Origin of the sequence: Actinacidiphila glaucinigra (assembly GCF_900188405.1) — a bacterium.
GTDB classification, from domain to species: domain Bacteria; phylum Actinomycetota; class Actinomycetes; order Streptomycetales; family Streptomycetaceae; genus Actinacidiphila; species Actinacidiphila glaucinigra.
This window is the reverse complement of the sequence record NZ_FZOF01000029.1, coordinates 21,646-45,246: the sequence shown is the minus strand read 5'-3', so window position 1 is coordinate 45,246 and position 23,601 is coordinate 21,646. Positions and strand designations below refer to the sequence as shown.

At 73.3% G+C, this 23,601-nt stretch carries 17 protein-coding genes; 12 read left to right on the top strand and 5 right to left on the bottom strand.

Features of this window, described 5'->3' with window-relative positions; translation table 11 throughout:
* Positions 1–9: 9 nt before the first annotated feature.
* Entirely contained in the window at positions 10–819 is an 810-nt protein-coding gene (locus CHF15_RS36210; protein WP_179280116.1) for an SDR family NAD(P)-dependent oxidoreductase, read from the bottom strand.
* Positions 820–950: 131 nt separating this feature from the next.
* Positions 951–1,796, bottom strand: coding sequence for a GNAT family N-acetyltransferase (locus CHF15_RS36205; protein WP_179280115.1), 846 nt, complete (start codon positions 1,794–1,796; stop codon positions 951–953).
* Positions 1,797–2,034: 238 nt separating this feature from the next.
* Here CHF15_RS36205 and CHF15_RS36200 point away from each other — a divergent pair, with 238 nt between their 5' ends.
* Positions 2,035–2,439, top strand: coding sequence for a hypothetical protein (locus CHF15_RS36200; protein WP_179280114.1), 405 nt, complete (start codon positions 2,035–2,037; stop codon positions 2,437–2,439).
* Between the two features lie 126 nt (positions 2,440–2,565).
* Here CHF15_RS36200 and CHF15_RS36195 read toward each other — a convergent pair whose 3' ends face one another.
* On the bottom strand, positions 2,566–3,615 hold the full coding sequence (locus CHF15_RS36195) for a multicopper oxidase domain-containing protein (RefSeq protein WP_089228168.1): 1,050 nt from the start codon (positions 3,613–3,615) through the stop codon (positions 2,566–2,568).
* 201 nt (positions 3,616–3,816) lie between these two features.
* On the opposite strand from CHF15_RS36195, the gene CHF15_RS36190 reads away from it, so the two are divergent.
* A complete protein-coding gene (locus CHF15_RS36190) occupies positions 3,817–6,297 on the top strand; it encodes a ThuA domain-containing protein (protein ID WP_089228167.1) in 2,481 nt (826 codons plus the stop codon).
* Positions 6,298–6,344: 47 nt separating this feature from the next.
* Positions 6,345–8,513, top strand: a complete 2,169-nt coding sequence (locus CHF15_RS36185) for an OmpL47-type beta-barrel domain-containing protein (protein WP_245939234.1) — start codon at positions 6,345–6,347, stop codon at positions 8,511–8,513.
* 63 nt (positions 8,514–8,576) lie between these two features.
* On the opposite strand, the gene CHF15_RS36180 is transcribed toward CHF15_RS36185, so the two are convergent.
* Positions 8,577–11,030 (bottom strand): ADP-ribosylglycohydrolase family protein, encoded by a 2,454-nt coding sequence (locus CHF15_RS36180; RefSeq protein WP_089228165.1) that lies wholly within the window; start codon positions 11,028–11,030, stop codon positions 8,577–8,579.
* Positions 11,031–11,155: 125 nt separating this feature from the next.
* On the opposite strand from CHF15_RS36180, the gene CHF15_RS36175 reads away from it, so the two are divergent.
* Positions 11,156–12,352 (top strand): MFS transporter, encoded by a 1,197-nt coding sequence (locus tag CHF15_RS36175; RefSeq protein WP_458363520.1) that lies wholly within the window; start codon positions 11,156–11,158, stop codon positions 12,350–12,352.
* Positions 12,353–12,382: 30 nt separating this feature from the next.
* Here the strand turns inward: CHF15_RS36175 and CHF15_RS36170 are convergent, their stop codons facing one another.
* Entirely contained in the window at positions 12,383–12,772 is a 390-nt protein-coding gene (locus CHF15_RS36170; protein WP_089228163.1) for a helix-turn-helix domain-containing protein, read from the bottom strand.
* A 278-nt stretch (positions 12,773–13,050) separates the two neighbouring features.
* Between CHF15_RS36170 and wrbA the strand changes: the two genes are divergently transcribed.
* The 8 genes from wrbA (at position 13,051) to CHF15_RS36130 (ending at position 23,577) form a co-directional block, all read left to right on the top strand.
* Entirely contained in the window at positions 13,051–13,662 is a 612-nt protein-coding gene (wrbA, locus tag CHF15_RS36165; protein WP_089228162.1) for an NAD(P)H:quinone oxidoreductase, read from the top strand.
* 103 nt (positions 13,663–13,765) lie between these two features.
* Entirely contained in the window at positions 13,766–14,437 is a 672-nt protein-coding gene (locus CHF15_RS36160; RefSeq protein ID WP_245939226.1) for a hemerythrin domain-containing protein, read from the top strand.
* A 308-nt stretch (positions 14,438–14,745) separates the two neighbouring features.
* Entirely contained in the window at positions 14,746–18,369 is a 3,624-nt protein-coding gene (locus tag CHF15_RS36155; RefSeq protein ID WP_089228228.1) for a S8 family serine peptidase, read from the top strand.
* A 364-nt stretch (positions 18,370–18,733) separates the two neighbouring features.
* Positions 18,734–19,219, top strand: a complete 486-nt coding sequence (locus CHF15_RS36150; protein WP_089228161.1) for an RrF2 family transcriptional regulator — start codon at positions 18,734–18,736, stop codon at positions 19,217–19,219.
* A gap of 116 nt (positions 19,220–19,335) precedes the next feature.
* Positions 19,336–20,217: an RNA polymerase sigma factor SigJ gene (gene sigJ, locus CHF15_RS36145; RefSeq protein ID WP_089228160.1), complete on the top strand. Its 882-nt coding sequence runs from the start codon at positions 19,336–19,338 to the stop codon at positions 20,215–20,217.
* 85 nt (positions 20,218–20,302) lie between these two features.
* Positions 20,303–20,761 carry a carboxymuconolactone decarboxylase family protein gene (locus tag CHF15_RS36140; RefSeq protein ID WP_089228159.1) on the top strand — a complete coding sequence of 153 codons (459 nt, stop codon included), beginning with the start codon at positions 20,303–20,305 and terminating at the stop codon, positions 20,759–20,761.
* Between the two features lie 62 nt (positions 20,762–20,823).
* On the top strand, positions 20,824–22,992 hold the full coding sequence (locus tag CHF15_RS36135; protein ID WP_089228158.1) for a SpoIIE family protein phosphatase: 2,169 nt from the start codon (positions 20,824–20,826) through the stop codon (positions 22,990–22,992).
* A gap of 132 nt (positions 22,993–23,124) precedes the next feature.
* Positions 23,125–23,577: a cupin domain-containing protein gene (locus tag CHF15_RS36130; RefSeq protein WP_089228157.1), complete on the top strand. Its 453-nt coding sequence runs from the start codon at positions 23,125–23,127 to the stop codon at positions 23,575–23,577.
* Positions 23,578–23,601: the final 24 nt, after the last annotated feature.

Here is a 23,601-nt window from a genome sequence, read left to right as displayed (position 1 = left end):
GGGGTCCGGTCACGGCCGGGCGTAGCGGTCGCTGATGACGCCGCGCAGGCCCGCGGCGTTCCGCAGGGCCTGCCCCCGCGCGGCCTCGTCCTCCAGCACCGTGGTGTCGGGGAGGGTGGGGACGCAGACGAGCTCGCTCATGTCCAGGCCGACGAGCGCGGCACGGACGAGGTCGCCGGCGTCGACGAACGACTCCTGCGGGAACAAGGAGGAGTCCACGCCGGAGGCCTCGAAGAACTCGGTGCGCACGGGGCCCGGCAGCACGACCTGCACGCGGATGCCGCTGCCCTCGACCTCGCGTTGCAGGGCCCGGGAGAAGTGCAGGCCGTAGGCCTTGCTCGCGGCATACGCGGTGCCGCCGGGCGGGGCGTGGAAGGCGCCGATCGACGACACGTTGATCAAGGTGCCCGAGCCCTGCCGGTCGAAGGCGAGCAGAGCCGCCCGGGACAGCCTTGTCAGCGCGAGCACGTTCACCGCGACGAGGTGGTCCAGGTCCGCGGGCGCCGCCTCGCGCAGCGGGCCGAGGGCCCCGAGCCCGGCCGCGTTGACGACCACGGCGAGGCTGTCGTGGTCGAGCACGGCCCGCTCCACCCGGGCCAGGCCGTCCGGGTCGGCCAGGTCGGCGGCGAGGACGGTCGCCTCGAGACCGGTCTCCCGGCGGACGGACTCGGCGAGCGCGTCCAGCCGGTCCGCGCGGCGGGCGACGAGGACCGGCGCGTAGCCGCGCCGGGCCAGCTGCTCGGCGTAGCAGCGCCCGATCCCCGAGGACGCGCCGGTGATCAGCGCGGCGCGGGCGCGGTCTGCCTGTTCCTGGGCCATGGGCACCTTCCGGGTCAGGGGCCGGACCCGTCCTGTCGTGCGGACCCGGTCCTCCCATGGTCGGGCCCCGGAGGGCCGCTGCGCCCCATGGACGGCCGGACGGCCGGCGCGTCGCGACCGCCCGCGCCGCATCACGCCACGGGCGAGGACCGCCAGACCCAGTTGCGGCGCTCGTACGCCACCTGGAAGCCGAGCCGGAGCATGTTGTGCAGCGAGGAGTTGTGGGTGCCGGGTGCCTCGGCGCCGGTCTCGGCGACCAGCACACGGCAGCCGAGGTCCCGCGCCCTCAGGGCCCGGGCGGCCAGCAGGGCGGTCTGGCCGCCGCGCTTGCGGGCGTGCGGCAGCATCGCGCCGGCGAAGAACTGGGCCGCGTCATCACCGGCGTGCATCGTGCCCGTGCCGACGATCTCCCCGTCCAGCAGGGCCGCGAACGGATGCCACCCGGGCCGTCCCGCCGAGGCGGCGGTCATCTGGGCGTAGTGCTCCTCGGGCATGCCGAACGCGCGGGTCGCGACCGCCCCCCACTCCTGGGCCCGGTCCGCCTCCAGCGGGGCGACCCGGATCCCGGCGGGGGCCTCCAGCGCCTGCGTGCGGGCCACGGCCTCCTCGACGGGGCAGACGAGCTTCACCCAGGACGAGCCCGCCGAGATGCCCTCGCGGGCGCAGATGTCGTCCCAGTCCTCCGGGAGGAAGGCGGGCGCGACCTGGAGGACGGCCTGCGTGGTCCCCTCCGAACGGTAGAAGTCGCAGACCGCACCGATCACCTCGGCCGTGACCGGGGTGCTGACCCCGAACCCCAGGGCCTTGCTCCAGTAATGGGTGGGGTCGTTGCGCATCGACAGCACGACGCCGCCGCCGATCCGCGCGGAGTTCATCGCGAGCGCCGTCCGGACGGAGTCGGGCACCTCCGTCTCGAACCGGTACAGCGCCTCGGCCTCGGACCGCTCCGCGACCGCCGGGGGGACCACTGCGTTCATGTGAAGCCTGGCTCTCTTCTTAGGTGCACGTCGCCCGCGGGCCGGAGCAGGGCCCCCGGGGAGGGGCCGCGCGGATCATATATCGACAAAATGACGTACGGGATTCCGGTCCCGAGCCCGTGTCAGTGCCCCGCGGCAGAGTGCCGCCACGGCGCGCGACGGGCAGTGGCGCAGCAGTGCCTCCGCCCTCGAGGCACTGGCCGCCTTCGGGGCCGCGGCCGCGCCCGCCCTGGAGGCGGTGCGGGGGCCGGCGCGGGCCGACGACCCCGCCGTCCGGGCGGCGGCCGCGGCCGCGCTGTGGGCGGCGGAAGGCGATCCGGCCGAAGTGGTGCCCCTGCCGGACGACCTCCTCGACACTCACCGGCAGCGCGAGGGGGCCGATGTGCTCGCCCTGATCAGACCGCCGGCCGCCCGCGCGCTGCCGCGCCTGCGGAGCATGCTGACCGCCGACTGCGAGTGGACCCGCGCCCATGCCGCGAGCGCCTTGTGGGGCATCGGCGGCCCGGCCGAGGCACCCGTGGTCGTGCGGACCCTCCTCGCCGCCTGGGAGGAGAACGACGCGACCTCAACCTCGCACTGGCCTGCTTCGACCGGATGGGCCCGGCCGCGGGTGAGGTCCTGCCCCACGTCCGTGAGGAGCTGACCCGCACCCGCCGCAGCGGCCGGTTCCGCGACGTCAGGCACGACGAGGAACTGCAGCTGATGTGCCGCACCGTCCTCGCGCGCCTGTCCTGAGGCCCGGAGGGGCCTCACCGCCGTGGCACGCGCGTCACCCCATGTCGTGGTGAGCGTGCTCCCCTTCGCCTTCGGAGGACGTCTTCGCGCCACTCTTCCCGGACTTCGCCGCCCCCGCGGGGTGGTCCGGGTGGTGTGGTTCGTAGCCGGGGATGGTGCCGTCGGGCTTCGCGACCAGGAACAGACCGGCCATCCCCATGTCGGAGTGGCTCTGGACGTGGCAGTGGTACATCCACGCGCCGGCGCCGACGTGTTCGCCCGCGATGATCTGGAAGCCGAAGGAGTCCGCGGGCCCGGTGATCTTGTTGTCGATCACCCGGCTGGGGTCGTCGGGGCCGGTCAGCAGGCCCGTCCTGTTGTCTGCCCAGCGATGACCGTGCATGTGGAACGTGTGGTAGTACTCGCCGTGCGTGATCATGATGATCTCGACACGATCGCCCACCGTCGCCTCGAAGTTGGGGGTGTCCGCGCCCGTCCTGTTGTTGATGGTCATGTCGTTGAAGACGATCGTGAACTGCTTGTCCGGCAGGATGTCGCCCTTCCTGCGCACGACGACCGGCCCGTAGAGACCCTTGCGGATCCCGACCGTTCCGTGGTCGGTGCCCACGACGTGGTCGTGGTAGTGCCAGTAGCCCGCGCTGCCCGGCCGCCACGTGCCGTCCTTGCGGCGACCCGGCGCGTGGGTCCGCCAGGTGTACGTCCGCGTGCCGCCCGGCTCGACGTGACTGCGGGTCATCCGGGTGCCGTCGCTGGCGATGTCGTAGTCCATGCCGTGCACATGGAGGCTGGCGTCCACGTCCGAGGCGTTCTCGAACTCGATGTGCAGGGTGTCGCCCTCGACCAGTTCGATCAGCGGGCCCGGAACGGTGGCCTTGCCCTTCTCCAGGCCGTAGCCCATCTGCCCGTTCGGCAGCTTCTCGGCGTAGAGCTTGAGGTGGCGCACCTGGCCGCCGGCCGGTGCGGTGGGCGGTGAGGGCTCCGCGGAGGAAGCCGTGGGGACGGAGGCCACCGCCAGCGAGGCCGTCCCGGTGGCGGCGACCACGCCACCGGCCAGCAGCCGCCGGTTGAAACTCCTTCTGTCCAAAGCCATACCGGTCTCTCCAGTGCCGTGAGGAGACGGTCGGGGCGCGAGGGTCCCCGGGGACGGCCACACGGTAGACCAGTGATCTCTGTTTCTCCACACCCAGGACAAAGTTGGTGAGATTCCGCCTATAGCTATTGGCGGACCGTCAAAAGCCGTCTAGCTTCAGGCGCTGTTGCTGTGACCACGGAGGGTGGGTGAAGCATGCAGAACGCACCACATCACCGGTCGAGATCCCGGCGAGGCACGGCCGCGGCCCTGGTGGCGGGGACGCTGGCGGCATCGCTGCTGGGCGGCACCGCCGCCACCGCCAGACCGTATCCGGAGCCGGTGCCGACAACGTTATCCCTGCCGTCGCCACCAGGCGGCAAGAACGTCAAGGTCCTGGTGTTCCACGCCTCGGCCACCGAGGAGTCCCCGACCGTCGACGCGGGCATCGAGGCGATCGAGGCGATCGGCCTGTCCGGGCCGGACGCCCAGCGCTTCAAGACCGTCGCCACGGACGACGCCTCGGTCTTCACCAACGCCAAGCGCCTGGGCACCTTCAACGCGGTCGTCTTCCTGACGGGGGGCGGCGACGTGCTCGACCCCGAGCAGGAGGCCGGCCTGGAGGCCTACATGGAAGCCGGCGGCGGCTTCCTCGGCATCCACGACGCCGCGCGCACCGAACCGTACTCCGACTGGTTCGCCGGTCTGATCGGCGCCCGGCCGGCAGCCACCAGCCCGGCCGCCGTCCAGCGCGCCGTCGTCGAGATCCCCGACCGGATCAATCCGGCCACGAAGGACCTGCCGCTTGAATGGAAGCGGCCCGACAAGTGGATCAACTGGGCGAGCAACCCGACCGGCAAGGTGCACACCGTCGCCAAGGTCCGGGAGAGCAGCTACAAGCCGGGAACCGGCGCCAACGGCGTCGACCACCCCGTCTCCTGGTGCCGCGACTACGACGGTGGCCGGTCCTTCTACACGGGAATGGGCGGTACGGCGGAGTCCTTCGCCGAGACCGACTTCCGCGACCACCTGCGGGGCGCCCTGCAGTGGACGTCCCGGCTCTCGCGCGCCGACTGCAAGGCGACCATCGACGCCAACTACAGCGCGGTGAAGGTCACCCAGCCCAACCAGGCCGGCCAGCAGGACCAGATCGGCGAACCGCACGGCATGGTCGTGGCGCCGGACGGACGGGTGCTGTACATCGGCCGCGGCGGCGGTGCCAACGGCGCCCCGGTCGTGACCGACTGGAACAGCCCCGACATGGGCAAGGGACTCGGCCAGATCCACGTCTACGACCCGGCGACGAAGAAGGTGACCCTCGCGGGCGCCCTGACCGTCTTCGGCAACAAGGGCGGCGGCGACGAACTCACCAAGGTCGAGGAGGGCCTGCTCGGCATCGAGCTGGACCCCGCCTTCGAGACCAACGGCTGGGTGTACCTCCACTACACCCCGCACTCCGGCCTCGACCGTGACAAGCACGTCGCGGAGCGGCGCGTCTCCCGCTTCACGCTGGACCCCGCCACCGACAAGCTGGACCTGGCCTCCGAGAAGGTCCTGCTCAAGTGGCCCGTCCAGGTGCACAGTTGCTGCCACGCCGGCGGCGGGATGGCCTGGGACTCCAAGGGCAACCTCTACATCGCGACCGGCGACAACAACTCCTCCGGCTTCAGCGGCGGTTACTCGGGCAACAACCCGGAGCCCAACTTCAAGGGCCTGTCCTTCGCGGACGCCCGCCGCACGGCCGGCAACACCAACAACCTCAACGGCAAGATCCTGCGCATCCACCCGGAGCCGGACGGCACCTACACCCTGCCCCCGGGCAACCTCTTCACGGGCGAGGAACAGGACGAGGGCGGCGACAAGACCCGCGGCGAGATCTACGTCATGGGCGTGCGCAACCCCGCACGGATCTCCGTCGACAAGAAGACCGACATCCTCTACGCGGGCTGGGTCGGCCCCGACGCGGGCTCGCCGAGCACGACCTGGGGACCGGCGAAGTACGACACGTTCGCCGCGATCACCAAGGCCGGCAACCACGGCTGGCCGTTCTGCATGGGCAACAAGCAGCCCTACCGGGACCGCAACCTGCCGGACCCGGACAAGCCGCTGGGCTGGTACAACTGCGACGCCCCGAAGAACGAGTCGCCGAACAACGACGGCCTGGTCAACCTCCCGCCCGTCACCGGCAACACCATCTGGTACTCCCCGCAGGGCGGCGCGCCCGACTTCCCGCGGGACGCCAACGGGATCCCCAGCTACAAGAACGAGGAGGCCACCTACCTCCTGCCGTGGCTCAAGGGCGGCGGCCAGGCCACCATGGACGGCCCGGTCTACCGCTACGACGCCACGACCGCGGGCGACGGAGCGTGGCCGCGGTACTGGGACGGCAAGTGGTTCGTCGGTGACTTCTACGACGCCGACAACCCGCGCCACGCGGTGCTCACCGACCCCAAGACCGTCGGCAAGGGCGGACTGCCCGTCACCGCCGAGTCGCTGAAGAAGATCATCCCGGTCGGCCAGGGCGGCATCCGCAACCTCATGGACTGGAAGTTCGCGCCGGACGGCTCGCTCTACGTCCTCGACTACGGGCGCGGCTTCTTCACCTCCGACTCCCAGTCCGCGCTGTGGCGCGTGACGTACAAGGGCGGCGAGGCGACTCCCGCCGCTGCGGATCTGGCAAGGAAGGCGGCACAGTGAGACACCGACCTCTACTCCCGCTGGCGGCCCTGCTGGGCGCACTGCTGATGGTGCTGGGGCTCACCTCGACCGTCGCGTACGGACGCACCGACGACCGTGCGGCGGCCGGCGGGACCACGGCCGCCGCCCAGGTGCTCACCTGGACGGCCAGTTCCCGCACCGACCAGTACGCGAGCTTCCCGACCACGGCGGTGGCCGGCCCGGCGACGCTCGTCTTCGAGAACAGCGCCGCTACCGGCAACGACATCGGCATGCCGCACACGCTCACCTTCGACATGTCGGACCCCGAGTACAACCACGACGTCCCGCTCAACATCCTGGCCAACCCGGGCGACGACTCCGGCGGCAGGCACACCGTCGACGTGACCCTGACCCCCGGCCGCTACCGCTTCTTCTGCACCATCCCCGGCCACGGCCAGATGCAGGGCATCCTCACCGTGACCGAGGACGGCGGCGGCGAGGACACCGCCGCACCCACCACCGCGGCCGACGTCACGGGCCAGAAGAACGCCGACGGCGCCTACGTCGGCTCCGCCACGGTCACCGTCACCGCGACCGACGAGGGATCCGGTGTGAAGACGGTCGAGTACGCGGTCGGCGAGGACGGCCCGTGGCAGCCGTACACCACGCCCGTGGTCGTCGACCAGGTCGGCTCCCACACCGTCCGCTACCGCGCCACCGACCAGGCCGGCAACGTCGCGGCCGAGAAGTCCGTCGCCTTCGACGTGGTCGCGCCGCCGACCGACGACACCACCGCGCCGGAGACCTCCGCGACCGTCAGCGGGGAGAAGGACGCCGACGGCAACTACCTGACGATGGCCACGGTCACCGTCACCGCGTCGGACACCGGGTCGGGCGTCAACACCATCGAGTACGCCATCGGGGCCGACGGCGCCTGGCAGCCGTACACCGCGCCGGTGATGGTGCACCAGGTCGGCTCCCACACCGTCCGCTACCGCGCCACCGACAAGGCGGGCAACGCGGCGGCCGGGAAGTCCGTCGCCTTCACCGTGGTGGCACCGCCCACCCAGGACACCACCGCGCCGGAGACCTCGGCGACGGTGACGGGCACCAAGAACTCCAACGGCGCGTACGTCACCAGCGCCAAGGTGACCGTCACCGCGACCGACGAGGGCTCCGGGGTGGACCGCGTCGAGTACTCCCTCGACGGCGGCCCGTACCTCGCGTACTCCGCCCCCGTCATCGTCGACCGGATCGGCTCGCACACGCTCGCCTACCGTGCCACGGACAAGGCGGGCAACACCTCCCCGGCCCGCGAGGTGACCTTCACCGTCGCCCAGGGCGGCGGCGTCCCGGCGCCCAACTGCCCCGAGTACGACGAGCGGCTGACCGTCATCGTCGGCACCGTGGACTCGGGTGTGCCGAACCGCCTCACCCGCAGCCGCTGCACCATCAACGAACTGATCGAGGACGAGAAGGACTGGTCCTCGCACGCCCTGTTCCTCAAGCACGTCGACGGCGTGCTCGACCGGCTGCTCGCCGACAACGTCATCGACCAGCGCGAGTTCAACAAGATCACCAAGGCCGCCAAGCAGTCGAAGATCGGCAAGCCCGGCCAGACACAGGGCTACCGCGACCTGTTCGACGGCACCGAGGCCTCCCTCGCCAAGTGGGAGCAGGTCGGCGGCGGCCGCTTCACCCTCTCCGGCGACGGCGCCATCACCAGCAGCACGACCGTCCCCGGCATGGGCATGCTGTGGTTCCCGGAGCGCAGGTACGGCGACTTCTCGCTCAAGCTGCAGTTCCGCGACGACGCCCCGGGCACGGGCAACGCCAACGGCGGCGTCTTCATCCGCTTCCCGAACGTCCACGACCACCCCGAGGAGTCCCGGCCCGAGTGGGTCGCCATCAACTACGGGCACGAGATCCAGATCCTCGACCGCCCCGACGGCGACATGTACAAGACCGGATCCGTCTACGGCTTCGACCGCGTGGGCCTCGGCGGCGCCGGCGTGACCCCCAAGGGCACCTGGAACGACTACGAGATCCGCGCCGAGGGCCAGCACTTCACGGTCCTGCGCAACGGCGTCGTCATCAACGAGTTCGACAACGTCGGGGGCCAGGTCTTCACCCCGCCGCGCGCCGGGGACCCGGGCACCGACGGCCGGCGCTACGCCACCGGCTACATCGGCCTCCAGGTCCACAGCACGACCGACGTCATCTCCTACCGCGACATCCGCGTCAAGGAGCTGTGAGCCGGCGCTCCTGACCGCCGCGTGGGCTCTCACCGCATCCGCGGTGGGGGCCCACCGGCGTGATCAGCTGTACGCGGCGACGAGGTCGTGGGCGAGGGCGTCCAGGACCGGGGCGAGTTCATGGCGGCCGGCCAGGTCGGCGGGCAGGGCCCGCGCGCCGTGCGCGGCACCCAGGAGGGCGCCGGTGACACCGGCGACCGACGAGCCGTCAGGCGCCGCGGCGGCGAGGCGCAGTGCCTCACCGACCTGGTGCCGGTGGGGGAAGGAGACGGCGCAGTAGAGGGCGCCGCGCAGTGCCGAGGGCGCGGTCGCGTCCGGGGTGAGCGCGGCGAGCCGTCGCGGGTCGGCCGGGTCGTCGGCGGCCTGCCGGAACGCGGTGTGCAGGTGGCCGGTCCCGCCGCTGTCGCCGAGGGCGTCCAGACCGGCTCGCAGCGCGATGCGCACCTGCGACTGCTCGGCGAACAGGGGCTCCTGGATGTCCTCGGCGCCGGCCAGACAGTGGTGGAGGAGCACGGCCGCGTGTGCCGCCGCCGAGTGGGCGGCGATCTCCCGTGCCCGGACGGCCGCCCGCGCCGGACCGTGGACGGCTCCGGCGACGGCGGCGGGGAGGGCGGCGGCGAGAAGGATCCCTTCAGCGCCGCGCGCCCCGGCCGGTGCGGGGACCCGGGTGAGCAGGCCGTCCGGCTCGGGGGCTTCCTCCGCAGGCAGGGCCGTCCGCCGTCCGTGGGTGTTCCGCACGGCCGGCGGGAGTTCAGCGGCGGCGCGGATGATGTCCTCGACGGTGAGACAGGCCGACCGGGTGGCGGTCCCCGCGGGCAGCGGGCCGCGGGCCGGCAGCGCTTCGCGGGCGGTGCCCAGGGTGTCGCCGAGGGCCAGACCGAGCAGCAGTCCGCGCACCCGGGGCAGGGCGTCCTCCCGCAGCCGCGGGCGCTCCCTGTCGAGTTCCGGGTGCTCCTCGGCGCCGCCGTCGTCGGCGACGTCCTCCTGCGGGGCGGCGTCGCGCGCCGCCGGTACGGGCGTCGCGGGGGCATCCGCGTCGTACGGGGAGTCAGGGGCGGGTGCCGCGATCAGCAGCCGGACCGCGTCGCGCAGTTCGTGCCGGCCCGGCACCGGGAGCGGCCCGTCCGGCACGCGGCCGATCAGATGGCTGTAGACGGCGGCGACGGCGTGCGCCCGGATCGGCCCGTCGGCCGAGTGGAGCAGGACCCGCCGGCCCGCGCGGCGCAGCCGCAGCACCTGCCGGGCAGCCTGGTCCAGCGCGTAGGGGAGGTCGGCGTCGCCTCCCGGACCGTCCGGCAGCCACACCTGTATGCGCTCCACGTCGGCACCGGGCAGGTCCGGCGGCGTCCCCGCACGGCACAGCGACACCACGGCCCCGACCGGCACCGGCTCGGTGCCCGGCACGCCCAGCAGCACACCGGGGTCGTGCGGATGCGGGGCCGCGGGGCCGCCGGGGGAGCCGTACGGCAACGGAATGTGCGGTGCCGGGGCTGCGGCGTTCTCGTCGCCGGCCCCCTCCCGGGCGGTGCGGACCGCCAGCCGTACCAGGTCCGGCGCGGTCAGGCCCGGCCAGCCGTGGACGGCCCGCTGCCAGTCCAGCGGGACGCCGGAGCAACCCCAGCGCGCGCCGAGCAGGGCGCCGGCGATCGCCGCGACCGTGTCGGTGTCGTGGCCGGCCCGCACGGCCGCCTCCAGCGCGAGCCGCAGGTGCAGGGCGGGGAAGTGCCCCTGCGCGGGGTCGAGTACGGGGACGGCGGTGCGGGTGATCGCCGACCAGGCAGCCTGCAGCGCCTGTACGACCCAGCCGTTCCCGGCGAAGTGCCGCGGCGGCTCGGCCTCCGCCTCGTCCAGGCGCTTCGCCCACAGGTCCCGCCGTCCGGCCGGGAGGAGTTCGAGCCCGGCACGCACCCCGTCGAAGGTCCCGTTCAGCACGGCGGTGCGGATGCCGGAGCACCACAGGACGCAGGCGTCGGCGCACTCGGGGTCGGGATGGGTGAGCGCGCTGACAGCGGTGGCGGCCTCGGCCATGGCGGCGGGGTCGCCGAGGTGCGCGAGCGCCACGATCCCGGTGCGCATCAACGAGCCGTTCCCCGCGGTGAGCCGGTGCCCCGCGGCGTACCGGCGCGCGGCCTCCCGCAGTGCCTCCGCGGGGCTTCCGGGCAGCCGTCCGGCGGCGCCCAGAACCGTACGGGTCTGAGCGCCGACGTCGCTGGCCCCACCGTCGAGCCAGCGCCGGAAACCGGCTGCGATCGCGTCCAGGGCCTCGGGGCCGCGCAGATCCGCCCCGGTCGCGGCGACCTGGGCGACGCAGACCTGCATCTGGGTGTCGTCGGAGTACTCGCCGGGCCGGTACGGCCCCAGACCGCCGCCGATCATGCCCGGCCGCTGGTCCTCGCGCAGCGCCTCCGCGAACTCGTACGGCACGCCCAGCGCGTCGCCGACGGCCGCGCCCAGCAGCACCCCGGCGGCTCGGTCGATGGTCTGTGCGTCGAGGCGGAGGCCGGGGCTTCGGGTCATGGCCCGGCAGCTTCGCACGTCACCGCCCCCGTCGCCAGGGATTTCGCCCCCCCCGCGACCCCGGCCCGCCCGGCGGGCCCCGTCACGGTCGATCCGACGGTCCGTCAGCTAACGTGGCAGGCGTGATCGAGCAAGCCCCCGGGGAGCGCCGTGCGCGGAGCGCGTACGTCGCGGCGGCCGGCGTCTTCGCGGTCGGCATGGCGGGGACCACCCTGCCGACCCCGCTCTACGGCCTCTACCGGGAGGAGATCGGGTTCTCCGAACTGGTCGTCACCGTCGTCTTCGCGGTCTACGCGATCGGAGTGATCGCCGCGCTGCTGGTCGCCGGCGACTTCTCGGACGTCCTCGGCAGGCGCCCGGTGCTGCTGGCCGCGCTGGGGCTGTCACTGCTGAGCGCGGTGTGCTTCCTGTTCCAGAACGGCCTGCCGCTGCTGTTCGCCGGGCGGTTGCTGTCGGGATTCTCCGCCGGACTGCTCAGTGGCGCCGCCACGGCCGCCGTACTCGAGCTCGCGCCTTCCGACCTGCGCGCGCGGGCGGGGCTCGCGGCCACCGCCGCCAACATGGGCGGGCTGGGGTGCGGGCCGCTGCTGTCCGGAGTCCTGGCGCAGTACGCGCCGTGGCCCCTGCGGCTGCCCTTCGTGGCGCACATCGCCCTGCTGCTGGCGGCGTTCGCCGTCACGCGTGCCCTGGCCGAGACGGTGGCGCTCCGCAGCCCGCGTCCGCCGCTGCGGCCGCAGGGCATGGTCGTCCCGCCGCAGACGCGCGCGGCCTTCGTGCCGGCCGGGCTGGCCGCGTTCGCCGGCTTCTCCATGCTCGGCCTGTTCACCGCGGTGGCTCCGAGCTTCCTCGCGCTGACTCTGGGGGAGCAGAACCTCGCCGTCACCGGCCTCGTCGTCTTCTCCGTGTTCTGCGCGTCCACCGCCGGTCAGATGCTGATGGGCCGCCTGGGGGTCCGGCGCGCACTGCCGGCCGGGTGCCTGGTGCTCACGGCCGGCATGGCCGTGGTGGCGGCCTCGCTGGTGGTGGAGTCCCTGCCGGTGCTGGTCGTGGGCGCGCTGGCCGGTGGCCTCGGGCAGGGCATGTCGTTCCGCGCGGGTCTCACCGGCGTGAGCGCGGTGGCTCCCGCCGAGCACCGCGGAGCGACGATCTCGGCCTTCTTCGTCGTCGCCTATGTCGGCATCTCCGTACCGGTGGTCGGCGTCGGGGCCCTCACCCTCGCGCTCGGGCTGCGGGACGCGGGGGTGGCCTTCGCGATGTACGTCATCCTGGTGTCGGCCGCCGTGGGCGTGTTCCTGCTGCTCCGTCCGCCGCGCAGCGAGTGATGCGGCGGACGTGCCGCGCGGGGGCCCGCCTCACGCCGGCGCGAACGCGTTCCGCCGGGTCTGATGTGCCGTCATGGCGGCCGTGCCGCAGTCCACATGGTCGACGACACGACGGCGCGCACTCAGCAGCAGCGCCGGATAGGCCGACTCGAGGCGGCGCAGGCCCTCGTCCGTCAGGCTCGTCACCCAGCCCCGGGTGTCGTGGACGTGCCGCCGTTTCCCCACCCAGCCGCGCGCCTGGAGCGAGTTCACCACGCGCGGGATGCGGCTGAGGGACAGTGTCGTCGCCGACGCGAGGTCGGTGACGCGCAGCTCGCCGTCATCGGCTTCGGAGCGGTGCCCGCCGCCGGTGACCTTCCGGGCGGCCCCGCCGGCCCGGTCCGGCCCGGAGTGCCGGGGGACACGAAAGGACCGGCACACCGGGGGACACGGCACTGTCGTCGCGCCGCCCGAAGGCGAAGGCTGCGCCTCAGGAGCGTGAAACTGCGTGCGCGAGCAATGAAATCACGAAGTGCTTGCGCCCGCAATTGTGCGTACAGGGTGACCGAATGGTGTGAAAGGGATGGTTGCTTGCGTACGCATGTTCCGTTACGGTGCTGGGCACGAGGCCAGAACCTCGTGCCGGCCTCCCCGCCAGGCGCCGTCGCCGATCCGCGCACAGGGGAGCAGCGGCATGTCCCGCAGCAAGGAGTGAAGACGTGACACGCGTCGCCATCATCTATTACTCGGCCACCGGATCCGTGCGCAGCCTGGCGCAGGCGATCGCCGAAGGCGCACAGAAAGAGGGGGCCGAGGTCCGGCTGCGCCGGGTGGCGGAACTCGCGCCCGAGGCGGCGATCAACAGCAACCCCGTGTGGGCCGAGAACCACCGCACCTCGCAGGAGATCCCCCAGGCCGAGCTCGACGACCTCGACTGGGCGGACGCGGTGCTGTTCGGCTCCCCGACCCGCTACGGCCTGCCGGCCGCGCAGCTCAAGCAGTTCCTGGACCAGACCGGTGGCCTGTGGGCGCAGGGCAGGCTCGCCGACAAGGTCTACGCCTCCTTCACCTCCGCGGCGAACGCCCACGGCGGCCAGGAGAGCACGATCCTCGCGATGAACAACACCTTCTACCACTGGGGCGGCCTGATCGCGGCCCCCGGTTACACCGACCCGCTGCTCTTCGCGGCCGGCGGCAACCCCTACGGCCCGTCGCACCCGTCCAACAACGGCGCCGACCTGCCGGACCCCAGCCGTCTGGAGGCCGCGCGCTACCTGGGCGGCCGCGTGACGCGCATCGCCGCGGCCCTCAAGCCGGGCGGCTCCCTCTGACCGGACCGGTCGATCCCGGGCCGCCGTCCCGACCGGGGTGGCGGCCCACCGACAGTGGTTCCCCGAAGGGGTTCCACGGCAAGTGAGGTTTCAAGTGACGCCGGTGAACGAGCCCATGGCGGACGTCCGGGACATGTACATGGCGCACACCATGCTGCGCAGGGAGTTCCGCCTCCTGCCCCGGTTGGTGCGCGACGTCGCGCCGGGTGACGTGGAGCGCGCGGAGACGGTCGGTGCCCACGCCGAGCAGGTGTGCTCCGTCCTGCACCTGCACCACGAGGGCGAGGATCTGCTGCTCTGGCCGCGCTTGCTCGAGCGCGCGGGCGACCGGGCGACGGCGATCGTCCCGACGATGGAGGAGCAGCACGCCGCCATCGAGGAGACCTACGGGGAGGTGACCGGGCTGCTGCCGGGGTGGCGCGCCACCGCGCTGGACGGCGGGCGGCTCGCGGACGCCCTCGACCGGTTGCTGCCCGCGCTCCTGGAGCACCTGGCGCTGGAGGAGAAGGAGATACTCCCGCTCGCCGAGCGCTACGTCACCGCGGCCGAGTGGAGGCGACTCGGGGAGCACGGGATGGCCAGGACCCCGCAGGAGACGTTGCCGCTGGCCCTCGGGATGGCGATGTATGAGGCGGACCCGGAGGTCGTCGAGGCACTGCTCGCCGAACTGCCCGAGCCGCAGCGCTCGGGGCTGACGGCCGCCGCACGCCACGCGTACGCCGCTCACGCCGAGCGTGTGTACGGCACCGGCACCCCGCCCCGCGTCGGGGACTGACACCGGCGCTCGGGGCGGGTCGACGACGCCTCGCCCCGAGCGCCGGTCCCCGCGCAACTCGTACGTCCTGCCGTTCTGTTGGAATCTGTCAAGATCTTTTCGAAATCTCGAGGATGTGATCGTATTCGCCCAGGAAATCGCAAGGAGGAACTGTGTTCTTCTCCACGGCTCGAAGAACGGGCTTGGCGGCTCTGGGCACCACGTCCGCCGTACTCATCACGCTCCTGAGTCCCGCGTCGGCGGGGGCGGCCGCGTCCGCCGCGCCACCGGAGGGGCCGGCGGCCCCCGCGGGCGGTCCGGTGAGAACGGTGACCCTCGTCACCGGGGACAAGGTCGTCGTCACCCCGGGGACCGCAGGCGGGCGTGACACGATCGGCGTCGAGCGTCGTCCCGGGGCCTCGGGTTCGGTACGGATCGTCACCGAGGGAGGCGACACCTACGTCTACCCCGACGACGCGCTCGCCTACGTGGCCGCGGACCGCCTCGACAAGCGGCTCTTCAACGTCACCGCGCTGATCGCGCAGGGCTACGACGACGCGCACGCCCCGCGGCTGCCCCTGATCATCACCGGCGGGAACTCCGCGGCCCTGCGCCGAGGCGCCGCCACCCTTCCCGGTGCGGAGGCCCGTCGCGAGCTTCCCTCCGTCGACGGCGCCGCTGTCGCGGCCGAGCGGTCGCAGGCGGCGGACGCCTGGGCCGCGCTCACCGCCGGCGGCACCCGCCCCTCCGGGCAGGACACCGAATCCCGACGGGCTGCCGCGGCCCCGCCGTTCAGCGGCGGCATCGACAAGATCTGGCTGGACGGCAGGACGAAGGCAGCGCTCGCCGACACCACGGCCCAGATCGGAGCCCCGCAGGTCTGGGAGTCGGGCGACACCGGCGCCGGCGTCAAGGTCGCGGTGCTGGACACCGGCGTCGACCCCGGGCACCCGGATCTGAAGGACCGGATCGTCGGCACCCGCAGCTTCGTTCCCGACCAGGACGTGCCGGACCGCAGCGGCCACGGGACCCATGTCTCCTCCACCGTCGCCGGCACCGGCGCGGCGTCGGACGGCAAGGAGAAGGGGGTGGCCCCCGGCGCCGACCTGGTGGTCGGCAAGGTGCTCGGCAACCGCGGCGAGGGACAGGAGTCCTGGGTCATCGGCGGCATGGAGTGGGCCGCGCGCACGGAGCACGCCAAGGTCGTCAACATGAGCCTCGGCAGCGCCGAGCCCAGCGACGGCACGGACCTGATGAGCCGGAGCCTGAACGCCCTCAGCGCCGAGACCGGCACGCTGTTCGTCGTCTCCGCCGGCAACAGCGGCCGCGGGGCCACGCCGTACACCGTCGGTTCCCCGGCCGCCGCCGACGCCGCACTGACCGTGGGCGCGGTCGGCGCCTCCGACGACCTCGCGAACTTCTCCAGCGTCGGACCGCGTGTCGGTGACGAGGGCCTCAAGCCCGACCTCACGGCCCCCGGAGTGGACGTCCTGGCCGCCCGGTCGCAGTACACGGACCAGGGGGAGGGCGCCTACACGACGATGAGCGGGACGTCGATGGCCGCCCCGCACGTCACCGGCGCCGCGGTCCTGCTGGCGCAGAGGCATCCCGACTGGCCCGCCGGCCGGCTGAAGGACGCCCTGATGAGCACCAGCAGGCCGACGCCGTACCTGACCGCGTACCAGGGCGGTTCGGGGCGCGTCGACGTGGCGGCCGCGGTCCGCGCCCGGGTCACCGCGACCGGTTCGGCCTTCCGCTTCCTCCCGTGGCCCAACGGGAGCAGCGGCCCCGTCAGGCAGGAGGTCACCTACACCAACTCCGGTGACGAGCCCGTGGCGTTGCGGCTCGCGGTGGAGGCGGGCGCCTCCGACGCCGGCGTGTTCACCCTCTCCGCCGACCAGGTCACCGTACCGGCCCGCGGCAGCACCGCCGTCGAGGTCGCCACCGACCCGGCCGGCCTCGCGCGGGGCAACCACACCGCCCAGGTCGTCGCCCGCGACGCCGACGGCGCGGTGGTCGCCCACACGGTCACCGGCGTCGGCCTCGAGCCGGAGCGCTACGACCTCGGCATCAGCATGAAGGACCGCGCGGGCAGGCCCATGGGCGGCTGGATCCACCTCAAGGGCGCCCTCAGCCGGTCCACCACCGCGTACGAGATCCCCGCGAGCGGAGAGCTGACCCTGCGTCTGCCGACCGACACCTACACGGTGGTGTCGTACGCGGACGTCCAGGGCACCCACGGCCCCGACTCCCGGGGCATCGCCCTGCTGAGCGCCCCCGAGGTGGACCTGACCGCGGACCGGCGGGTCGACCTGGACGCCTCCAAGGCGCACCAGGTCCGGGCCGTCACACCGAAGCCCAGCACACTGGTGAACACCAGGCTGGACTTCTTCCGCTCCTTCACCTCCACCCGGCCCGGCCCCGACGACTACGGCGCGATGCGCGAGAACGTGGTCGTCGGCCGGGGCTACGACAGCATCTGGGCCCAGCCGACCGGTGCCAAGGTGCGCCACGGCAGTTTCGTGTTCGCCACCCGCCTGCGGGCCCAGCAGACGCCGCTCGACCTGTCCTACGACGGCGCGACGATCGACGACGCCCTCGCCCAGGAGGGCAGCGCCGCACTTCCCGACGGCACGTCCTCGCCCGACGCGGTGTTCGCCGGGGCCGGTTCGCCCGAGGACTTCGCGAAGGCGGCGGTCCGCGGCAAGGTCGCCGTGGTCCGCCACAGCGCCGAGGTCGCACCCTCGGCGCAGGCATCGGCCGCGAAGGCGGCCGGAGCGCGGCTGCTGCTCGTGGTCAACGACGGGGTGGGGCGGCTGGCCGCGTGGTACGGGGAACCGGACTACAGCGCCGCCATCGACGTGCCCGTCGTCTCGGTGGGCAAGGACGAGGGCGAGGCACTGATCGCGCGGATCGCCGCGGCGCGCGAGCACCGGGTGCGGCTCCGGGTGGCGGCGCACCCTTCCCCCTCCTACGTGTACGACCTGGTCAAGTACCACGCGGGCGCCGTGCCCAAGGACGTGGCCTACCACGCGGACCCGGACCGGCTGGCGCGCATCGACCTCGACTTCGCCCAGCCGCAGGGCAAGCAGGCCATGGAGCGCCGGACGGACTACCCGGCGTACGAGTGGTCCACGGGATACTCCTTCGGCCTCGAGCCCATGGCACCCGGACGGCGCACCGACTGGGTGACCGCGGGGGAGGACGCGACCTGGCAGCAGACCGCGTCGGTCACCGGCTGGGTGGGCGCGACGAACAGCCCCACGTCCTACCGGCAGGGCAGTGTCCAGCGGGAGCGCTGGCTCGGCCCGGTCCTGCGGCCCCGCATGTCCGGCGGCGACTCCCAGGTGCGCGACGACACCTCGCTCTCGCTGGTCGTCAACGGCTGGAGCGACTCCGGAGCACCGCACACGGGCTCCGCGGGAACCGACACGATGACCACGCGCACCTCGCTGCTCCAGGGCGGCACCACGTTGCTGACGACGGACAGCGCCTACGTCAACGCCTTCGACCTGCCGGCGGAGTCGCTGCCGTACCGGCTCGTCGTCGACACGGCCGGTGATCCCGCGCTGAGCCCGTACTCGTCGCGGACCCGCACGGAGTGGGACTTCGTCTCGGGCAAGGCGCAGTCCGGGACCGTGCCGCTGGTGCAACTCGACTACGGCACGGACCTCGACGCCGCGGGCAGGGCGCACCGCGCCGGGGAGGTCTCCGTCACCCCCTCGGTGCTCGGCACGTCCGCGAGGGACGCGGTGTCCTCGGTCCGGCTCGAGGTCTCCTACGACGGAGGAGCGTCCTGGCACCGACAGGACCTGAGGGAACGTCAGGGAACCTGGCGTACCACCCTGCACGCCCCCTCCTCGGCCGCGTTCGTGTCGCTGCGCACCACCGCCACGGCACGCACCGGGGGATCGGTCGCGCAGACCGTCATCCGGGCCTTCGGCCTGAGGTGACGCCCGGAGCCGGTGCCGCGCACACCCCGCGGCACCGGCTTCCGCCGTCCCCCAGTGAACCGACCGGCACTCCCGCACCCGCACGGTGCCGCACTGCACGGACCATGCGGCTGTGCAGTCGGCACTACCCGGACTACCCGGCGGGTGAGGACATGCCGCCGACCGCCGTCCTCACCGTCGCCGCGGGCACGGCGGGGACGCCCTGGGCCGCCGGTTTCGCGCCCGGGTACCGCGAGCGCCGCCCGCACGCCCCCGGACGACCGGTTCCGACGACCCGCCCGCCGCGAAACGTGGTGTCCCGTGACGCACGCCGCGGGTGGACGCGGGCTTTGACGTCTCATATCCGGATGTTTACTATCCAGATATGCGAACAGGCAAGGGCGTCGAGTGGGCGGTGCACACACTGCTCAACCTCGCGTGGCTCGGGGACGGCGAGCCGGTCCCGACCGCGCGGCTGGCCGCCGTCCACGATCTGTCGGCGTCCTACCTGAACAAGCAGCTCCAGCAACTCGTCAAGGCGGGGCTGCTGGAATCCGTGCCGGGCGCGCGGGGCGGCTTCCGGCTGGCCCGCCCTCTGGAGGCGGTGTCGATGCTGGACGTGGTCCTCGCCGTCGAGGGCGACGACCCCCTGTTCCGCTGCGCGGAGATCCGCCGCTGCGGCACCATCGGCGAGCGGGTGCCGGCCGGCGGCTTCAGCCGCCCGTGCGCGGTGAACACCGCCATGGGGCGGGCCGAGCTGGCCTGGCGGAAGGCACTGGCCGCACAGAGCCTGGCCGATGTGCGGGCGGAGGCCGAAGCGCACGCCCCCGCGGTGGGCTCGTACGTGCGCGGCGGGTTCGGGCGCGACTGAACGGTCCCTGCCAGGGCGGGGGCCGCTCCGTGCTCCCGCACCATGACTGCGGCATGATTCAGGACAGAGAACATCTCGATTTCGCCGGGTGTGGGGGTGAAGGAGGTTACGTCAGCATGAGTGTCACGCGTACGCCCGGGCCGCCCGAGGTGCTCGAGGCCGAGTGGGAGACACACCGGCCCGCCGTCTTCGGGGTGGCGTACCGCCTGCTGGGGAGCGTGGCCGACGCCGAGGACGTGGCGCAGGACGTGTGGCTCCGGGCGGCCGGAGCGGATCTGCGCGGCATAGGCGATCTCCGGGCCTGGCTGGTCACGGTCGCCGCCCGGCGGTCGTACGACATCCTGAAGTCCGCACGCGTCCGCAGGGAGACCTATGTGGGTCCCTGGCTGCCCGCTCCGCTGCTGACGGGACCGGACGCGTCGGAGGCGGTGCTCGTCGACGAGTCCGTCGGGTCGGCGATGCTCCTGGTCATGGAGGAACTGAGCCCGCCGGAGCGGGTGGCCTTCATCCTCCACGACGTCTTCGGCATCGAGTTCGGCCGGATCGCCGACGTGCTGGACACCTCCGGGCCCGCCGCCCGCCAGCTCGCCTCGCGGGCGCGCCGCAAGGTGGCCGCCGCGAGGCCGTCCGCACCGCGGGCGTCCCGGGCGGAGCGGGAACGGCTGCTCGCCGCGTTCCGCGCCGCGTACGAGGCCGGGGACCTGGCCGGGCTGGTGCGGCTCCTGCACCCGGAGGCCGTGTACGTCACCGACGGCGGCGGCAGGATCGGCACCGCGCGCAGGGTCGTCCACGGCGGTGCGCGCATCGCCCGGCTGATGGTGGGCCTGCTGCTCCGGTGGCGTTCGGACCGCATCGACCTGGTCGAGGTCGGCGGCGAGCCGGCTCTGGTGCACCGCCGTGCCGGCCGGGTCTTCTCGGTGGACACGGTGGAGATCGAGGACGGCCTGATCACCGCGTACCGCAGGGTCCTCAACCCGGAGAAGATCGCGCACGTCTGAACCCGAAAACAGGAGGGACGCCGCCGCGCGTGACGGCGAACCCTCGACAAGGCTGACCCACAGGCGACACCAGGAGGAGACACCCATGACCGAGCAGCAGCGCGTCAACATCGGAAAGCAGCACCCGGCCAGCTACAAGGCGCTTCTCGCGCTTTCCGCGACGGTGGAGGAGAGCGCCGCCGAGGCGGGTCTGGACCCGCTCCTGGTCGAGCTGCTGAAGATCCGCACGTCCCAGATCAACGGCTGCGCGTTCTGCCTGCGGATGCACACGCGCGACGCCCTCAAGAAGGGCGAGAACCCGGACCGCATCGCGGTGCTGCCCGCATGGGAGGAGGCCGACTACTTCTCCGCGACCGACCGCGCCGCCCTGCGCCTGACCGAGGCGATCACGTGTGTCCCGGACGGGCACGTGAGCGACGCGGACTACGAGGCGGCCGCGGCCGTGCTCTCCGCGGACCAGGTCTCGGCCGTCGCCTGGCTGGCGACGCTGATGAACGCCTTCAACCGGGTCGCGATCACCAGCCGGTACCGGGTCGGCGGCTGAGGACGCGGGGGACGCGGCCGGCTCCCGGGCGGGGCCGGCGGGTCCGGACGTACGGTTGAGCCATGCGTGCTTCACCGGACGACGCCGCTGCCCGGGCGCGTGCGAGCACCCCGTCGCACGCCGCCGGGCCGGCGTCCCGGGCGGAACTGGACCGGCTGCTGGAACTCGCCGCGCGTGACACGGGCGCCCACGCGGGCGCGCTGTTCCTGCTGGCACCCGAGGGCGAGGCACTACGGCTCGAAGTGGCCACGGGCATGCCGGCGGACTTCCTCGCGCCATGGTTCGGGGTGGGCCTGTCCAACCGGGTACCGGTGGCCGACGCGGTGCGCGAGAGACGGCTCGTGTGGCTCAGCAAGCCCCAGGAGCTCGCCCGCCGCTACCCGCGCACGGCGATCGCCATGCCGTACCACTTCGCGGTGGCCGCGGCACCGATCCTGACGGGCTCCGAACCCTGGGGTGCACTTCTGCTGTTCTGGCCGTGCTGCGACACCGCGGAGGTGCCCGCGCCCAGCCACGAGCGGGTCGGCGCCGCCTGCCGGCGCCTGGGCCGGTTCCTGCGGGACGCCGCCGACTCCGGGCACCCGCTCACCCCCGCGGCGTACCCGCGGACGGCGTCCCGGCCGCCCGTCCAGGAGTGGGAGCCGGCGCAGGCGCTGGCCGCGGCGCAGTTCGCGGCACGCCTGCCGGGCGGCAGCGGCACCCTCGACCTCGAGGGCAGGTTCACCTACCTCAGCGAGACCGCGGCCGGCCTGCTGGGCGGGACCGTCTCCGGCCTCCTCGGCAGGCGCCCCTGGCAGGCCCTGTCGTGGTCGGCGGACCCCGCCTTCGAGGACCGCTTCCGCGCGGCCGTGGTCAGCCGGCAGCCGGAATCCTTCACCGCGATGGTCCCGCCGGGCCGGTGGCTCGCGTTCGAGCTCCACCCCGATGCCACCGGGGTGAGCGTCCGCGTCGTCCCCTACGCGCCCGGCCGCCACCGCAACGCGGCGCCGCGCGGAACGCCGGCGCCCCGGGGCGGGCCGATCGCCCTGGGCGAGCTCTACCAGGTGCTGCACATGGCCGCCGCCCTCTCCGAAGCCGTCGGTGTCGTCGACGTGGTCGACCTCGTCGCGGAGGAGATGCTGCCGACCTTCCGGGCCCAGACCCTGGGCATGGCCCTGGCGGAGGAGGGCGGCCTGCGGTTCGTCGGCTGCCGGGGCTACAACCCCTGCCCGACGGAGATCTTCGCCGGGGCGGCGCTCACCTCGCCGGCCGCGGCCGGCACCCTCGCGGACGGCGTACCGGCCTTCTTCGCCACCTTCGAGGACGTGATGTCCGCCTACCCGCTCGCCTCGCCCAGGAAGGGCCTGCACGCCTGGGCGTACCTGCCGCTGATCGCCTCGGGGCGCCCGGTGGGCCTGTGCGTCCTCGCCTTCGACCGGCCCCACCAGTTCTCCGGCAACCAGCGGACCGTGCTGACCGCGCTCGCGGGGCTGATCGCCCAGGCGCTGGAGCGCGCCCGTCTCTACGACGCCAGCAAGGAGCTCGCGGAGACCCTGCAGGCGGCCATGCTCCCCGACTCGCTGCCGGACATGCCCGGACTCGACGTCGCCGCCCGCTACCTGCCCAGCGTCAGCGGCATGGACATCGGCGGCGACTTCTACGACCTGGTCAGGATCGACGACACCACCGCGGCAGCGGTCATCGGCGACGTACAGGGCCACCACGTCAGGGCGGCCGCGCTGATGGGGCGGATCCGCCCCGCCATCCGCTCCCAGGCCTCCGCCGGGGCGGCACCGGCGGAGGCCCTCTGCCAGGCCAATCGCCAGCTGGTGGACCTGGACACGGGCCGCTTCGTCAGCTGCCTGTACGCCTGGCTCGATCTCGCGCGGCACCAGGCCCTCCTGGCCACCGCCGGCCACCCGCCACCGGTGCTGCTCCACCCGGACGGGCACGCGGAGGTCCTCACCGTGCCGCCGGGACTGCTGCTCGGCATCGACCCCGAAGCGGACTACCCCACCACCGAGATCCCCCTGGAGCCGGGCGCGGTCCTCGCGCTGTACACCGACGGGCTCGTCGAGACCCCCGGGGTCGACCTCGACGAGGCCATGGGCGGGCTCGCCGCCCGCCTCGCCCGCACGGGTCCGCAGCCCATGGACCGGCTCGCCCAGGACCTGATCGACGAGGCATGCCGCAGCGCCACCCGCACGGACGACATCGCCTTGCTGCTCATCAGGTGCGCCGCCGCCGCATAGCGGGCGGCGCGGCGGGTTCGGGCTCCGGGTTCAGGACGTGCCGAGCGCGGCATCCGACCGCCCAGTAACGTGAGAAGGGGCTTCGAGCAGCCGATGCCTGCGGCACGCTTCTCCAACGTGAGGTCGGTGACCATGCCGGACGATGACACCAGCGAACCCGGACAGGGCCCCTCCGGCTCGGCCGCCGAGCCCGCCCCGTGGCAGTCGTGCATCACCACGCTGCTGGAGCAGGAACCGCCCTTCGTCCCCGACCGCGCCCAGGCGATGACCCTGCTCGTGCAGTACCCGCCCGGGCATCCGGGCATCCCGCCGCACCGGCACACCGGTCCCGCGTTCGGCTACGTCATCGAGGGCGAGATGCTCTTCGAGCTGGAGGGCGAACCGGAGCGCGTCGTCCGGGCGGGCGAGTCCTTCTGGGAGCCCGGCGGCGACGTCATCCACTACCAGGACGGCAACAACCAGGCGGACCAGTGGCTGCGCTTCGTCGTGGTGATGCTCTGCGAGCAGGGCAGGCCGATGCTCACGTTCGTCGACGACGGGGAACTCGCCGCCCGCCGTGACCGCCGCGCACCGCGCCCGGCCTGACCCGGCCGGAATGCCCGGGGGCGG